This window comes from Ruegeria jejuensis, assembly GCF_041537905.1.
Taxonomy (GTDB): domain Bacteria; phylum Pseudomonadota; class Alphaproteobacteria; order Rhodobacterales; family Rhodobacteraceae; genus Ruegeria_C.
Map to the genome: position 1 here is coordinate 211429 of NZ_JBGRUO010000007.1, position 15482 is coordinate 226910.

The 15482-nt window shown below is 61.3% G+C and carries 17 protein-coding genes and 1 tRNA gene; 8 read left to right on the forward strand and 10 right to left on the reverse strand.

Annotation, left to right across the window (positions count from 1 at the left end):
- Positions 1–27: 27 nt before the first annotated feature.
- The 5 genes from AB1E34_RS10875 to AB1E34_RS10895 all read right to left on the reverse strand — a co-directional run bounded on the left by AB1E34_RS10875 (position 28) and on the right by AB1E34_RS10895 (position 7197).
- The gene (locus AB1E34_RS10875) at positions 28–1428 is read right to left on the reverse strand and encodes a pyridoxal phosphate-dependent decarboxylase family protein (protein ID WP_372572368.1); all 1401 of its coding nucleotides are present in this window, start codon (positions 1426–1428) and stop codon (positions 28–30) included.
- Position 1429: 1 nt separating this feature from the next.
- On the reverse strand, positions 1430–2509 hold the full coding sequence (locus tag AB1E34_RS10880) for a PLP-dependent cysteine synthase family protein (protein WP_372572369.1): 1080 nt from the start codon (positions 2507–2509) through the stop codon (positions 1430–1432).
- Positions 2510–2672: 163 nt separating this feature from the next.
- Positions 2673–4238: a winged helix-turn-helix domain-containing tetratricopeptide repeat protein gene (locus tag AB1E34_RS10885; protein ID WP_372572370.1), complete on the reverse strand. Its 1566-nt coding sequence runs from the start codon at positions 4236–4238 to the stop codon at positions 2673–2675.
- Between the two features lie 47 nt (positions 4239–4285).
- Complete coding sequence (locus AB1E34_RS10890; protein WP_372572371.1) at positions 4286–5533, reverse strand: hypothetical protein; 1248 nt, start codon at positions 5531–5533, stop codon at positions 4286–4288.
- Complete coding sequence (locus tag AB1E34_RS10895) at positions 5533–7197, reverse strand: NAD-dependent malic enzyme (protein WP_372572372.1); 1665 nt, start codon at positions 7195–7197, stop codon at positions 5533–5535. The genes AB1E34_RS10890 and AB1E34_RS10895 overlap by 1 nt, the downstream gene beginning before the upstream one ends.
- A gap of 160 nt (positions 7198–7357) precedes the next feature.
- Here AB1E34_RS10895 and AB1E34_RS10900 point away from each other — a divergent pair, with 160 nt between their 5' ends.
- The gene (locus tag AB1E34_RS10900; protein ID WP_372572373.1) at positions 7358–8086 is read left to right on the forward strand and encodes a glutathione S-transferase N-terminal domain-containing protein; all 729 of its coding nucleotides are present in this window, start codon (positions 7358–7360) and stop codon (positions 8084–8086) included.
- On the opposite strand, the gene AB1E34_RS10905 is transcribed toward AB1E34_RS10900, so the two are convergent.
- Positions 8079–9659, reverse strand: coding sequence for a GMC family oxidoreductase (locus AB1E34_RS10905; RefSeq protein WP_372572374.1), 1581 nt, complete (start codon positions 9657–9659; stop codon positions 8079–8081). The two genes, AB1E34_RS10900 and AB1E34_RS10905, sit on opposite strands and share 8 nt — an antisense overlap.
- A 4-nt stretch (positions 9660–9663) precedes the next feature.
- The gene (locus tag AB1E34_RS10910) at positions 9664–10200 is read right to left on the reverse strand and encodes a gluconate 2-dehydrogenase subunit 3 family protein (RefSeq protein WP_372572375.1); all 537 of its coding nucleotides are present in this window, start codon (positions 10198–10200) and stop codon (positions 9664–9666) included.
- Positions 10201–10346: 146 nt separating this feature from the next.
- On the opposite strand from AB1E34_RS10910, the gene AB1E34_RS10915 reads away from it, so the two are divergent.
- From AB1E34_RS10915 to AB1E34_RS10925, 3 genes are all read left to right on the forward strand, one after another.
- On the forward strand, positions 10347–10754 hold the full coding sequence (locus AB1E34_RS10915) for a hypothetical protein (RefSeq protein WP_372572376.1): 408 nt from the start codon (positions 10347–10349) through the stop codon (positions 10752–10754).
- A 242-nt stretch (positions 10755–10996) separates the two neighbouring features.
- Entirely contained in the window at positions 10997–11929 is a 933-nt protein-coding gene (locus tag AB1E34_RS10920; RefSeq protein WP_372572377.1) for a DnaJ C-terminal domain-containing protein, read from the forward strand.
- On the forward strand, positions 11926–12267 hold the full coding sequence (locus tag AB1E34_RS10925) for a hypothetical protein (RefSeq protein ID WP_372572378.1): 342 nt from the start codon (positions 11926–11928) through the stop codon (positions 12265–12267). Before AB1E34_RS10920 ends, AB1E34_RS10925 begins: the two co-directional genes overlap by 4 nt.
- A 3-nt stretch (positions 12268–12270) precedes the next feature.
- On the opposite strand, the gene nqrM is transcribed toward AB1E34_RS10925, so the two are convergent.
- The 3 genes from nqrM to AB1E34_RS10940 form a co-directional block, all read right to left on the reverse strand.
- Positions 12271–12507, reverse strand: a complete 237-nt coding sequence (gene nqrM / locus AB1E34_RS10930) for a (Na+)-NQR maturation NqrM (protein ID WP_306196211.1) — start codon at positions 12505–12507, stop codon at positions 12271–12273.
- Positions 12508–12519: 12 nt separating this feature from the next.
- Entirely contained in the window at positions 12520–13545 is a 1026-nt protein-coding gene (locus AB1E34_RS10935) for an FAD:protein FMN transferase (protein ID WP_372572379.1), read from the reverse strand.
- Positions 13546–13611: 66 nt separating this feature from the next.
- Positions 13612–13800, reverse strand: coding sequence for a hypothetical protein (locus AB1E34_RS10940; RefSeq protein ID WP_372572380.1), 189 nt, complete (start codon positions 13798–13800; stop codon positions 13612–13614).
- A 118-nt stretch (positions 13801–13918) separates the two neighbouring features.
- On the opposite strand from AB1E34_RS10940, the gene AB1E34_RS10945 reads away from it, so the two are divergent.
- The 4 genes from AB1E34_RS10945 to AB1E34_RS10960 all read left to right on the forward strand — a co-directional run.
- Entirely contained in the window at positions 13919–14443 is a 525-nt protein-coding gene (locus tag AB1E34_RS10945; protein ID WP_372572381.1) for a CBS domain-containing protein, read from the forward strand.
- A 103-nt stretch (positions 14444–14546) separates the two neighbouring features.
- A tRNA-Val gene (locus AB1E34_RS10950) sits at positions 14547–14622 on the forward strand.
- Between the two features lie 121 nt (positions 14623–14743).
- Entirely contained in the window at positions 14744–15100 is a 357-nt protein-coding gene (locus AB1E34_RS10955; RefSeq protein WP_372572382.1) for a hypothetical protein, read from the forward strand.
- A gap of 301 nt (positions 15101–15401) precedes the next feature.
- Positions 15402–15482, forward strand: an 81-nt coding sequence (locus AB1E34_RS10960; protein WP_372572385.1) for a transposase, incomplete at its 3' end; no start/stop codon positions are given.

Genomic DNA, 15482 nt, shown 5'->3' on the forward strand with positions numbered 1-15482 from the left:
AATTGTGCAAGCCGAAAACCTGTCGGTTCAAAGCCTATCGCGAACCTGTGCCCATGCGTCAAGGATGGCCATTGCGACCGGGTTGGCATCGGGCACGGCGGTGGCCTCACAGATCACCGAAAGACGCAGGACCCATTGGTCGCGCCATTTGGCACCGCCTGCGAACAAGGCGCCCTGCTCGCGCAGGGTTTCAATGACCTGCTCGGTGGCCAGGTCGCAGCCCGTGCCCGCGCCAAAGCGCAGGATGATCTGGTTGAGGTTAACGTCGTTCAAGATCGTGATGCCTGGCTGACTCGTCAAAAGGTCAGCGATCTGGCGGGCAATTTCGCAGTGTCGCGCCACCATGTCCGCGACGCCCTGTCGGCCCAGGCTGCGCAGCATTGCATAAGTCGGCACGCCGCGCGCGCGGCGTGACAGTTCGGGCACCAGAAACGAGGGGATCCTGTCATGCGCGACGCGCTCGGGCAGATAGCTTGCATCGATGCCCATCGCGGCTTCCAATGCGGTACGGTCGCGCACGATGGCATATCCGCTGTCAAACGGGGTTTGCAGCCATTTATGCCCGTCCACGGCCCAGGATTGCGCGCGCGCGATGCCGTGGGTCAGGGCTCGGTAGTCCGGATGCGCTCGCGCCCAGAGGCCAAAGGCCGCATCCACATGCAGCCAGGCGTCATGCTTGGCTGCGATATCGGCAATCGGGTCAAACGAGTCGAAAGCGCCGGTATTGATCTGACCGGCTTGTGCGATGATCACTGCCGGGCCGGGCTGCTGCGCCATCTGCCTCGCCAGATCACTTGGGTCCATCCGGCCTTGATCGTCGGTGGCGATCCGCTGCACCCTGCGGCGGCCAAAGCCCAGATATCCCAGCGCCGAAAAAACCGAGGTATGGGCGTCGTCACCCAGAAACACCGAAACCGGCGGCGCTCCGAACAACCCGTCCTGATCGGGGTCCCAGCCGTGTCGGCGCAATAGCGCGCCGCGCGCCGCCGCAAGGGCGGTGAAGTTGCCCACCGTCGCGCCAGTGACAAAACCCACCGCCGCTTCGCGCGGCAGGTCGAGAATGTCGAGCAGCCAACGTTCGGCCACCTGCTCCAGCGCCGACACTGTGGGCGAGCTGGTGTGAAAGGCGGCGTTCTGACCCCAGGCGCTGACCAGCCAGTCTGCGGCCACCCCCACCGGGGCCGAGCCGCCCAGCACCCAGCCGAAAAAGCGCGGATGCGCCATCGGCGTCAGGCCCTGCGTGGCGGTTTCGGCCAGATCGCGGATGACATCCGCGCCCGGTTCTCCGATCTCGGGAAGGGGCGCGTCATAGAGGGCGAGCATCTGCGCGTAATCGCGTACCGCATTGCATGGGGCGTCAGGCAGACCCTGTCGATAGGACAGGGCCTGCGCGCAGGCCAGCTCCAGTTCTGCGAGAGGGACGGACATGTCAGGGCATGTGATAACCGGGGGTCGAGGTCGAAATTTCGATCTCTTCCTCGGTCATCTCCTCGGCGATGTCGTCAAAAAGCGGGGTCGACAGATAACGCTCGCCGGTGTCGGGTAACATGCAAAGGATGGTCGAGCCCGGCTCGGCCTTTTCGGCCACTTCCATGGCAATGGCAAAGCTGGCCCCGCCGGAGACACCGGTCAGGATGCCCTCTTGTGCTGCCAGTTTCTTGGCCCATTCCACACCCACCATGCCTGCGACGGGGCGCAGGTCCTGGTAGTAGCCGCCATCAATGGCCTCCTGCAGAACGGCGGGGATGAAATCGGGGGTCCAGCCCTGGATCGGATGAGGCTCAAAGGCCGGGTGGCTGGCAGCGGGAGCATCGTCGGCACCCCGTTCCTGCACGTGACCGCTGCCGATCAGTTGCGCGTTGGCGGGTTCGGACAGGATGATCTTTGTCTCGGGACGCGCCTCGCGCAGCACCCGGCCCACGCCTGCGACCGTGCCGCCTGTGCCATAACCGGTGACAAAATAGTCCAGTCGCTTGCCGTCGAAGTCGTTCAGGATTTCCTGCGCGGTCGTGGCGGCGTGAATGTCGGCATTGGCCTGAGTCTCGAACTGACGGGCCAGCAACCAGCCGTGTTTTTCGGCCAGTTCCACCGCCTTGCGGTACATCCCAAAGCCCTTTTCAGCGCGCGGCGTCAGAATTACTTTGGCCCCCAGCATCCGCATCAGTTTACGCCGCTCGACCGAGAAACTGTCGGCCATGGTGACCACCAGCGGATAGCCCTTCTGGGCGCAGACCATCGCCAGCCCGATGCCGGTATTGCCGCTGGTCGCCTCGACCACGGTCTGGCCGGGTTTCAGCGCGCCGCTGCGTTCGGCGGCCTCAATGATGTTGATCGCCAACCGGTCCTTGACCGAGCCTGCCGGATTGAACGCCTCGAACTTAACGTACATATCGACATGGTCGGGGGCGATATTGTTGACCCGAATGGCAGGTGTGTTGCCGATCGTGTCCAGCACACTGTCATAGGTGTGGCCGTGGCCCTTGGTGGTTCTGACGGTTTCGGTGGTCATAATGCGCCCCTTCTTTGGCTTTCAATAAATTTCTAAACGGGTCCGCGTCTGACGTCCCGAGGCCCGGTTTGTTGCTCCAAGCTATGCGCAGATAGCGGCGATGTCTTGAGGGCCGTCTGGGGAAAGCTTGAGGAAACGTGGAAAATTCCGATGGCAGGCCTGGTTATTCGATCCCGTGTTTGCGCAGCGCCTCGGCGATCCGTGCCCGATAGGTCTCGTCGCGAAACGGGAAGGATCGGAAGAACTGCGCTTGTGTAATTTCCTGCCGTTGGCTCAGCAACCGTTCGGCGCGGACGGAGGCAACACTGGGTTTGCCCGCCATTTCATTGAGCGCCACCGCAATCGCCTGGATCAGGTAATGCGCGCCGGGCGCATTGGCCGAACGTTCGATCCATTTGGCCGCTTCATAGTCACGGTTCTGTTGCGACAGGCTGATCGCCCGGGTGCCCAACATGGCATAGAGCATCGGGTCCAGCGGGCTAAGCGTGCGCGCCTCATCCGACAGGCGGCGGCCGGTTTCGCTGGCGCCGGACACGATCTCGGTCCAGGCGCGCGCATAGAGGCCCTGCGCGAAACTGGGGCTGAGCGAGGTAGCGCGGTCCAGCCAGCTTTGCGCGCCCGACAGCTCATCAATCAGCCAGAGCGAGCGGCCCATGTTGAAATTGGTGAACGGGTCCATCGGGTCCAACTCGATCCCGCGCTCAGCAGCACTGCGCGCGGCGTTCACCGCAATATCGCGGTCGCTGCCGTAATGCATGAAGGCAGTCTTGAAATGGGCAAAGGACAGCGCGGCATGAGCGCGGGCAAAGCCGGGGTCCATCGCAATGGCCTTTTCGAAATGGGCCATGGCGCGGGCATTGTCGTCCTGATCAAAACGGTAGAGCGATTGCAGGCCCAGATGATAGGTCGCCCAGACATCTATATTTTCGGGCGATTGCAGCCGCGCCTTGGCGGCCTCGCTGAGCGGGATCTGCATTTCGACCGCAAAGATCACCTGCGCCACGATGGTTTCGCGGATCTGGTGCACATCATCCAGCGCGGACTGGAACCGCTCCGCCCAGATCACCTGACCGTCCGAGGTTTCGGCCAGTTCCACGCTGATGCAGACCTGCCGCCCGATCATCTCGACCGAGCCGGTCAGGCAGTAACGCACACCCAGTTTGGCCCTGATCTCATCCAGATTGCCGTGGTTTGACCGGAACCGGAAGGACGAGCCGCGCGCGATCACCGAAATCCAGCGCAGCCGCGAAATGGCGGCGATCAGTTCATGGGGGATCGCCTCGCCAAGCGTGGCGGCGGTCATGTCACCGCCCAATACATCAAAAGGCAGGATTGCAAGAGAAGGGTGACGCGAGGCCTGGGTCCAGTCCTCGTCAGGCTGGTCCAGGTCGGTCTGGGTGTTCGGTTGCGTTGTGGTCGGGGCGGGCTCGATTTCGGCGATCCAGCGCAGGCCCTTCCCATGCACCGTCTTGATCGCCGCCTGCAGCGTGCCGGAATCCCCCACCGCGCGGCGGGCGGATTTGATACAGGTCGACAGCGCCGCATCCGACACCGCCCGCCCGTCCCAGAGCACATCAAACAGCTCATCCTTGCCGACCAGCCTGTCACGATGTTCGATCAGGTGCTGGATCAGCGCCAGTGCCAGTGGTTCAGCCTCGACAAGCGCATCGCCGCGGCGCAATTCCTGCCGCGCGATATCAAATGAAAACGCCCCAAACCGATAAATCATCGCCAGATCATAACAGCAAATACAGTTCTGTCTAAATCCTGTGCCGCTCAGTCGAAGACATGGCCATGCTGGTATTGTTCATCCTGCCCGGCGGCGGCCGTCAGGGCGGCAACATTGTCCTTGGTGAAGAAGCCATCATATTTGTGGCAGCGCTCGATATATTCGGTGATCAGCAACGTGTAGCGCGAATGCTTCGAGAAGATCTGTTTCAGGTTTGGATCGTCTTTGCATTCGCCCACCACATGCGCCAGAAACGGCACGCCTTTGTCCTTTAGCGTGTTGACCACGAAATCGACGTTCTTTTCGCCGCCCGCATGGTCGCCATCCTTGATCTCGACCGCCATGTGATGCAGGCGACGCCCGAAATTGCGCACGAAATCCTCGGTCGGCATCGGCAGCCGGTCAAATGAATTGACGAAGGAGGGCGTGTTGTTGGCGGTGAAGACCTTGGCAGGCGATTTCTTGTCGTCATCCACATGCGGGTTGCGGTTGACATTGGTGGACGAGTTCATGTCCGAGATATTGTAGGCCCCCCAGAAATAGTATGGCACCATGGTCAGGAATTCGAGGATCGCGTCCTCGCGCTCTCCGGCCAGAATACGGGTGGCCATATGATCCAGCCCCAGCATCAGCGGCGAGATATTGCTGTCCGCGCCAAAGGCGGCGGCCTGATCCAGACGGGCGCGTTCCTCGGCGCTCAACTCGATCACATCGCCGAGGCCCAGGGAATTGGGATTGTTGAAATCCAGGTTGGAATATCCCACCCGATTGGCGGTGAAATCCGAGGGCGTGGTGAACAGGAACCCGTTGCCGGTATAAAACGGGTTTTCCGTGTCGCCCGCATATTCGAACCGCATGTTCTGATCCTCCAGCGTGTCACGCAGGAATTTCAGATCACTCGCCGCATAGATTTCGCCCACATACCGGGTCTGCGGCATCTTGCGCGCCAGCGGGTACATGCGGTTGATGCGGGGAATGAAATCCTCGAACGCATCGCTGAGCGGCGCCATCAGGATCAGGGCTGGATAGTCGGGATGCGAATGCAGCACCGAGAAGCGATGCGTGCGGCCCAGATAGCTGGCGGTATGCCGGTAAGGCGTCATGACATAGAGCTCGACAATGGTGTCCAGTATCGCGTCCGGCTCGACCTGCTGCACCACGGCGCGCATATTGCCGACCTGATCGGCAATGCCGGAGGATTGGCGGCGTTCGTAGATGCGCGGCAGGTACTCGGTAAAGAAGTCCGAGTTCTTTTTGTCTCCACGGGGCTGATAGCTCATCAGGTCGAATGTCATCATGCGTCTCCGGTTGCGAAGTCTGTGTAGTGCGGGGTCCAGAATTTGGCTGCGATCGCTGCCTGCAGCTCGTCTTTGGTTGTTTGCGGGGCAACGCCATCGGCCTGTGCGGTCAGCCCCACAGCCAGTGCGATCTGACGGCTGACATCGCGGATATCGGACACATCCGGCAGCAGGCTGGCGCGGCGGTCGGCCTGTGCGGGCGAGAGCGCTGCCAGAGCCTCGGCGGCGGCGATGAACATGGTTTCGGTCACTCGCGTCGCGCCTGCGGCCAGCACGCCCAGCCCCATTCCGGGGAAGATGTACGAGTTGTTGCATTGGGCGATGTGATGGCTGTCACCCTTGTAACTGACCGGGTCGAAAGGGCTGCCGGTGGCGACAATGGCTTTGCCGTCGGACCAATGGATGATCTGTTCCGGCGTCGCCTCGATCCGCGAGGTCGGGTTCGACAGCGGTAGCACGATGGGATGATCGCAGCTTGCGGCCATGGTACGAATGATCTCTTCGGTGAAAAGTCCGGCCTGACCGCTGACACCGACCAGAATGTTGGGTTTGGCCTGGGTGATCACGTCGAGCAAGGAAATGTCGCCTTCCGCCCATCCGCTCACTTTGGCGGTGGGCTGCACCAGCGTTTGCTGGAAGGGCAGCAGCCCCGTCATCGCGTCGGTGATCAACCCGTGCCGGTCGACCATATAGACCCGGTCGCGAGCATCCGCCTCGGACAACCCTTGCTTGACCATCAGCTTGATCAGTTCCTCGGCGATTCCCGCCCCGGCCGATCCGGCACCCAGAAAGGCGATGCGCGATTCCTTGAGCGGCACCCCGGTCACATTGGCTGCGGCCAGCAGCGTGCCTGCGGTGACGGCAGCGGTGCCCTGAATGTCATCGTTGAAGGTGCAAAGCTGGTCACGATACTTGGCCAACAGAGGCGCGGCGTGCTGCTGGGCAAAATCCTCGAACTGCAGCAGCACATGCGGCCATTTCCGTTTCACCGCCTGCACGAAGAGATCGACGAACTCAAAATACTCCTCACCCGAAACCCGTTCATGTCGCCAGCCGATATACAGCGGATCGTCCAGACGTTCCTGATTGTTGGTGCCGGGATCGAGCAGGATCGGCAATGTCACCGCCGGATCGACACCACCGGCACCGGAATAGAGCGAGAGCTTGCCGATCGGGATGCCCATGCCGCCCGCGCCCTGATCGCCCAGCCCCAGAATGCGCTCGCCATCGGTGACCACGATTGCCTGCACATCGGATATGATGGCGTTGTCGAGGATCTGTTCCATCTGATCGCGCTTGGGGTAGGGGATGATAAGCCCGCGTGGATGGCGGTAGATCTCGCTGAACTGTTTGCAGGCATCACCTACCACCGGTGTATAGATGATCGGCATCATCTCGGGCAGGTGACGGATCAGCAGGGCATAGAACAGGGTTTCGTTATCATCCTGCAGGTTGCGCAGATATATATGTTGCTCGATTGGCGAGGTCTGGGAGAGGAACGCGGCATAGGCGCGGTCGATCTGTTCGTCCAGCGTCTCGATATGCGGTGGCAGCAGTCCGGTGAGGCCAAGTTGGTCGCGTTCCGCCTGCGAAAAGGCGGTTCCCTTGTTCAGCAGGGGGTTGGCCAGATAGTGCAGATTGGCGGGGCCGGTCTGTGTCATCTCGGGGTCTCCTGACGTAAACATCGCCTTGCGTGTGATACACCATGCACATCGCGGGTGCGTTGGGGAAGCTTGGAGTGCACTCAAAAACCAGCTATTTTGCGGGTTTAGCTGTCGCAGGCATGCGCGATAGCCGTACGGCATGAGAAGGAGCGGTGCGATGTCCGGGCAAGCACAGACCCGCAGGTTTTTCGAGGTGATCGGCGAGGATTCTGCCTGCAGGCTCAGCCCCTATTGTTGGCGAATCCGGATGGCACTGGCCCATAAGCGGCTGGAATATGACCTCCAGCCCTGGCACATCACCGAAAAGGACCGTATCGCCGCCTCCGGTGGCATAACCGCGCCGGTCCTTGTGGAGGACGGGCAGTGGGTGCGCGACAGCTGGCAGATCGCGCTTTATCTTGATGAGGCCCACCCTGAACACCCGCTGATGCCCGGTCCCGCTGCCCTGTCGCGCTGCCGGTTCCTGAACAGCTGGGCCGACAGCGCGCTGCATCCGGCGCTGTTTCGCGCGGTGATCGCCGAACAGTTCCCGCTGACCGCCGAGATCGACAAATCCTATTACCGGGAACGCACATTGACCAAGTTCGGCCAAAGCGTCGAGGAGATCGGTGCAAACCCCGAGCCCGCAGCCGCGCAGGTCTGCGCGGCACTGGCCCCGGTGGAGGATGCCCTGTCGCTCGCGCCGTATCTGGGCGGCGATGCGCCCGACTACGGCGACTATATCCTGTTTGGCACGTTCCAATGGGCGCGGGTGGTCAGTCAGCGCCACTTCTGGACGGAAGGATCGGCGCTGGAGCGCTGGTTCGGCACGCTTTTGGATGCCTTTGACGGCATGGGCCGAGCACAGCCGCCACGCGCCCATTGGGACCTGCCGCCGCTTACCTGAGCAGGGCCGCGCGGTTGTCGCTGATATGTTTGGCGGTGCGGAACACCAAAGCGGCCAGCGTCGCGGTGGGGTTCACGGCGCCGGGGGTTGGAAACAGGCTCGCGCCTGCCAGAAACAAGTTCTCGACATCATGGGTTTGCCCATAGGAATTGGTCACCGAGGTTGCCAGATCATCCCCCATGATCGTGCCGCCGATCATATGCATGGGCGCGCGCTTGCCCGCCCAAGGCTCGCTGACCCCGGCCGCCTTGAAGATCTTGAGTCCTTCGGCCTTGGCCAGACCAGAGCGTGCCGCGTTATCCTTCGGCAGGGTGTTGGTGACCTTTGCTGCGGGCAGTCCAAAGCGGTCTTTCTGGCTGTCCAGCTCGATCCGGTTTTCCGGGATGCTGGTTTCTTCGCAGAGCACGGTCATGTTGCCGTAATGCCGGGCGGCGCGGCGCATATAGTCATCCAGCGCTGCGCCATATAGCTCGGGCCGGGCCAGCGCCAGCCCCAGCAGATCGTTGGGTTTTGTGGCCTGCGCTGCCAACCAGGCGCGGCTGCCAAAGGCACCGTTTGCGGGAGTCTTGTCGTCATAGCCCTCAAGACACAGCGTATTGGCTCCCGTCACGCCCAGATAGGGCTCTGTCTCGTCCGGGAACAGCCCGTGGATTGTGGTCAGCGCATGCGAGGTGAAATGACGGCCCAGCAACCCGCTGCCATTGCCCAACCCGTCCGGGTGCTTGTCAGTGGCCGAAAGCAGCAAAAGCCGCGCGTTCCAGATCGTGTGACAGGCCGGGATCACGATTGAGGCAGGTTGCAGATGCCGCGCGCCGTCGGCGTCGAGATATTCGACACCGGTGGCGCGCCTGCCCGCCGGGTCGGTGGTGATCTTGCTGACATAAGCATGGTGGCGCAGCTTGGCTCCGGCCTTGAGCGCTTTGGGCCATTGCAGCACCAGCGGATTGGCCAGCGCGCCGATCGGGCAGCCCGCATCGCACCAGCCGTCCAGAATGCAGCCCGCCCTGCCGTCATAGCTCTGGCTGTTGACTGCCAGCGAGTTGGGCACCAGCGACAGCCCCACCGCGTCAAACCCTTTCTTCAGCGCCTGCGACTGGCGCGAGAGCGGCAGGGGCGGCATCGGGTAGGGATCGCTTTGCGGCGACCATTGATCGGTCTTTGCATCTCCCGAGACGCCAAAATAGGCCTGCGCATGGTCGTACCAGGGCCGCAGATCGTCATAGCTGATCGGCCAGTCCAGGCTTTTGCCATGCAGCGTCCTGACCCGGAAATCATCCGGGTGTAGCCGGTACCAGTTGGCATACCAGTGCAGCCCCGCACCACCCGTGCCCCAGCCCATGGCAAAATTCGCGGCGCCCACCAGATCGCCAGTCTCGATCACTTCCGGCCCTGCCCATCGCAACCGACGCGACCAGATTTGCGAGCTGACCATCTCGGACAGTTTGCGCTCGGGGCCTGCCTCCAGCACCAGAACCGAGAAGCCCGCCTCGGCCAGTTCGGCGGCCATGGTGCTGCCCGCGATGCCGGACCCGGCGATAACCACGTCTACAGGATCATGGATGTGATCACTCATGCGTTCACCATGGCTTGGGCGGGGCGATATGGGCCAGATAGGGAATGTCAAGCTGGGCAAACCCGGCCTCGGTTCCATAGACCATATCCACCGCGTCGCTGCGGGATATGAAGTAGAAGAAATTGGGGTCGGGGGTTGTCCAGGCTTCGGTCTTCGACCCGGCCGCCGCCGCCACGATCTCTGCGCTTTGTTGTGGGTCCAGCCGGGCGAAACCCATGGCGAACCTGTGCTGGCTTTCCTGTTCTATCCCGGCGATACCGCCGCGATAGAAAGGCAGCATCGCGCCGCTGTCGAGATAGCGCAGCAGCAGCATGGAGTCGCTGAACCCGCCTGAGACATTCTGGTCAACATAGCGTGCCACCCCGGCCCGCGCCGCGCCGGGTGCCAGCAGATCGCACCATTTCGACAGGGTCTCAGCCTCGGGTTCGGTGAGTGACATACGTGGGTCCCCTTCGTGGCTTTGGCCAATCACCATGCGCGGTGCCGCGCTGATCAGCGCGGCGGTGCGGAGAATATTGGCGATGAAGCGTCTGCGTTTCATCCTGTCAGTACCCCTGTACAGCGGGTTGTCCCCAGTCTAGGCGATTTCGGGGTGTTCGGTCCAATCCTGCCGTCCCCAAACGCATCGGGGCCTTGCCGGATCGCGCCTGCTACCCTCCAATGGCGAGATATCAGAGAGGTCATGCCATGCACGTCTTTGAAATTCTGTGGATCGTCCTGCTGCGGTTTCGCCCGCTGCCCCGAATCTGGGCGATTTGCCTGATTGCGGTCAATCTGGCCGCGCTGTTCTTTCTGAATACACCTTACGGCAAGTTGGCCCTATTGGCGGCGCTGATGGGCATCGCGGTGATGATGGTACTCTATACGCGGCTGGGTTTCGTGCGGCTCTTGGGCATCGGCCATGTGTTCTGGATACCGATGTTGATCTGGTTCGCGTCAGCAATGCCAGACCAGCAGGCCAATCCGGCGCTTTATTGGTGGGTGGTGATGCTGATTGCTTTCAACACCACCTCACTGGTGGTAGATGCGACAGATGTGATCCGCTACCTGCGGGGCGAGCGGGCACCGCATTATCGCTGGCCCCCGTCCTCATAGCAGTGTCTTCTGCGCAGGGTCAGTCGGCCTTGGCCCGGAAATACCCGCGCGACTGCCGCACGGGCCTTTCGACGCTAACAGCCGCCCGAATATCCGAATGGTGAATCCCGCGCCACATCTTGGCAACACCGTTGGGCTCTTTTGGGGAGCGCAGTTCCGGTTTGACCGGTTGGAAACGCGTGATAAAAATTGCTCAAGGGCGTCCGATGAACCGCTGGCGGCCATAACAGAGCGAGGCGAGGATGAGCGACGATCCCTATTCCGTGCTGGGCGTTTCGAAAGACGCCTCTGACGCCGAGATCAAGAAAGCCTACCGGCGCATCGCCAAGGAATGCCACCCGGATCTGAAACCCGGCGACGCTGAGGCCGAGGCAAAGTTCAAAGCCGCTGCCGCCGCCTATGACCTGCTCAAGGATGCCGAAAAGCGGGCGCGGTTTGATCGGGGTGAGATTGATGCCTCGGGACAGGAAAAGCCGCAGCAGCACTATTATCGCGACTATGCCGAGGCGGCGGGAAACCCCTATCGCACAGGACCCAATTTTGGTGATCAGCCGGATATGTCCGACATCTTTTCGGAATTCATGCGCGGGCGCGGCCAGAGCGGATTCGGGCAACGCGAGGCCTATGAGTTTCACGCGCCCGGCCGCAACCGCCAGTATACTCTGCAAATCTCGTTTCTGGATGCGGTCTATGGTGCCAGCCAGAAGCTGACCCTGCCCGATGGCGACCGGGTCGAGGTTAAAATCCCCGCCGGGATCACCGATGGCCAGACCATCCGGCTGCGCGGCAAGGGCGATGCCGGCATGGGTAAGGGCGCGCCGGGGGATGCCTTGGTCACAATCAGCGTCGCGCCGCATCCGCTGTTCCAGCGCGAGGGGGATGATATCCGCATCACTCTGCCGATCTCGCTCGATGAGGCGATCCTGGGCGGCAAGGTTCCCGCGCCTACGATCGACGGCAAGGTGAACGTCATGGTCCCGCCCGGCACCAGCAGCGGCCGCATGTTGCGACTACGTGGCAAGGGGGTCAGGAAACGCGGCGGTTCGGACCGGGGTGATCAACTGATCGAGCTGACCGTGACGATGCCGAAAGAGGTCGACGAAGACCTGAAACAGTTCATGGAGACGTGGCGCGATGTCCACGGCTACGATCCACGCGCGGGGATGCCGTCATGAGCCGCACCTATACCGAAACCCAACTCGTTGCGACGATCACACGGCTTACGCCCGACCGGCTGACCGAATACCTCGCGGCGGAAATCGTCATCCCGACGCAGTCCGATCAGGGACTGGTCTATCAGAGCCTTGACGTAGCGCGGCTGGAACTGGCCTGTGAATTGCACGACCAGTATGAGATGGAGGCGGATGCGCTATCAATGATGATCTCGCTCATCGACCAGATGCATGGGTTGCGCGCAGAGCTGCGAGAGGTACTCGGGGCGGTGCAAGCGCAGCCCGACCCGGTGCGTCAGACGCTGATCGAGGCGATCGGCGTGGCACGGTTCAAGCGCTAGGGCTTAGCCCGCGCGCTCCATCTCTTCGATCATCTTGCGGGCGCGTTTGCATTGCAGCTTGTCGCGCAGCGGGCTGTCAGGGTCGACATCCTTCTGGCAGACCACGCATTTATCGGCGCCCGAGATCGCGTTCAGCCCGCCACAACTGCCCTTGATGGTCTTGCCCATCAGGATCACGCCCAGCGACATGCCAACCATCACCAGCGCAAGCAGCACAAAGGCAAGAATGAAAGTGCTCATGATCCGTCTCCGTCACTGGCCCGCGAGAATCTCGGCAAAGGCGCTGCTTTGCTCGACAATATAAGGTTCGGTGCCGTCCTGTGCAGCCCTGCTGATGAAGAACACGGCAAGTTTACGCTCTTCTGCGATCTTCAGGCCCTCTTCGGCCCCAAGAACCAGCATCGCCGTGGCCCAGGCATCAGCCATCATCGCGTCGTCAGCCACCACCGTGACCGAGGTGGTGCGATGGGTGATCGGACGCCCTGTGGTGGGGTCGATGATATGCGAGTAGCGCACGCCGTCCGTTTCAAAGAAATTACGGTAATCGCCTGAGGTGGCGAGGCCGTGATTGCTGACTGGAACGATCAGTTCCAGCGCCTGCACCGCAGCATCGGGTCGTTCGATCCCGATGCGCCAGGGCTCGCCCTTGTCATTCTCGCCGCGCGTGACCAGATCGCCGCCGATCTCGACCATGTAGTTCTCGACGCCGAACCCTTCGACTGCCGCTGCAACCGCGTCGACGCCATAGCCCTTGGCGATGGCGGCCAGGTTGATTCCCACCGCTGCGTCAGATTTCGCCAGTGTGCCCGCGCCAGGGTCGAGCAGCAGCAACCGGTCCTGCCCCACATGATCGAGCGCTGCAGTGATGGCTTCATCGCTTGGCACCGGATCCTCTGGCTTGCGGGGGCCGAAGCCCCAGAGCTCGATCAGCGGCCCGAGTGTGACGTCAAACCGTCCGTTGCTTTGCGCATGCACCTCATTCGCCGCCGCAATCACCGTGGCAAATTCGGCCGACACCGCAACCGGTTGCGTGTCACCAGAGGCAGAAAAGACCGAAACTTCGGAATTCGGGTCCCAGTTCGACATCTTGGCGTTCGTGGCAGCGAGGCTTTCGGTCACCGCCACGGCCATCGCCTCCTCGTCCAGATCCTCGCCCACAATGGTGATGTTGTAGGTCGTACCCATGGTCTCGCCCGACAGGCGCACCACCTCGGACTCCTCATCGAACAGGCACCCCACAAGCGCCGCGGGCAAGAGCAGAGGGAACCATCTCAGCATGGGAAAACTCCGGTCGGATATCATGGGCGGCATATGCCAGCGGGTTCGGAGGGAGTCAAACCTTGCTCAGACCTTGAGCGGCAGAAACCCCAGCGCCAGCAGGCCAAGTGCCGCCGGGACGCCGAATAGCCAGGCGCGGCGCTGCCAGCCCGGCGCCTGATCCTTCCAGGCCAGCCGGAACCGGTGGCCGCAGACCACCACCGCAAAGACGATCAGCGCCCCGGTCACCGGTGTGAGATACAGTTCTTCGCCCATTTTCGTCGCTCCGATCCTGCGGTCTGGTGTCCCGCGTCCAAATTCCCTCTTCCGGGATCGCCATCCCGCGTTAAAGTGACATTAGAACAGAGTCACATCCGCAGAAGGAATTCAGCCTATGGCCCCAAGCTCTTACCAAGCGCCCAGCCGTGGCGACAAGGCCGATAAGAAGACCCATAGCCAATCGGTGGAGTCGAACCTGTCGCATTCGCTGACCACCGTGGCCAAATTGCTGGAGGGTAAAGGAGACGCGGTATTTTCCCTGCGCCCCAATGATACGATCAGCCATGCGGTCCAGATCCTGAAAGACAAGCATATCGGCGCATTGATGGTCACTGACCAGAACGGCAAGTTGCAAGGCATCCTGTCGGAACGCGACATCGTGCGGCGCATGGCGGAAACGCCGGGTCAGACCCTGCCGCAGGAGGTCTCGGCACTGATGACCAGCGATGTGGTGACGTGTGCGCCCGATGATGCCTTGATGGATGTGCTCAAACGCATGACCGAGGGCCGCTTCCGTCATATGCCGGTGGTCGCGGATGACAATCTGTGTGGCATGATCACCATTGGCGACGTTGTGAATTTCCGGCTCAAGGAATTGGAATACGAGGCGCTGCGCATGAAGCAGATGATCGTCGGCTGATCGTCTGACCTTGGGCGGGCGAGCCAGGAGGGGTATTTGTTTGGGGTTTTCCGCACCGGACCCCTTGCACATGTCCCGGACCTTGGCTACATCCGCCCGCAACGGGTGATTAGCTCAGTTGGTAGAGCGCTTCGTTTACACCGAAGATGTCGGGAGTTCGAGTCTCTCATCACCCACCACTGCATCACCTGCAAATACAGTGACTTGGCGTGCGTTGTCGCGCGCATGTAGTTACCACACCCGTCATCTGCTGCAAATTGGCTGCACTCACGCCCACAAACCAAGTGGAGCAAGTGAGATATGGCATCGATCAACAAACGGGCGAATGGCAAGTGGCAAGCGCAGGTCCGCATAAATGGCACAAGTCGCAGCAAGTCGTTCACAAAGCGTGCTGATGCGGTAGCGTGGGCACGCGAAACCGAATTGCAAGCCGAACGCGGGGAAATGGTGGACAAGCGGGCACTTTGCAATGTGGTGCTTGGCGACGTATTGCGACGCTACGCCGATGAAGTGTGCTCGCAGAAGCAAGCAGGCAAGAATGAGCAATACGCGCTTAACAAATTGCTGAGAGACAAGCGCATTGCTAATGCGCGGCTCGACAGATTGAGCGAGCGCATAGTGGTTACCTCTAAGGACCAACATCACGGTAGAGCTTAAATCACCAAGTGGAGACCCGCATTTGCAGGTTTTTGACAGTTCACACGAACTCGTCGCAGAGAACGACGATGACCCACACAACTCAGGGTCCTTGGATTCTAGAGCTACAATCGCCTTTCTTAGAGGCTATTACTTATTGCGCATTAGGTCGCTGCATACAGATGAAAGCTTGGCCACCCTGTCCATTGATTTGACGGAAGATCGTCAGGTGTCGGGCCGTTGACACCATCGCTCCTGGTGACCTGAGCCCCTGAATCTCCTCCAGCTTTGTGTAGAGTCCGCCCAACTAAAGGACGGACAAATGAAGACGAGGTTCTCCGACGAACAGATCATTCAGATGATCAAGGAACAGGAGGCTGGCGAGAAGACGGCTGACGTGTGC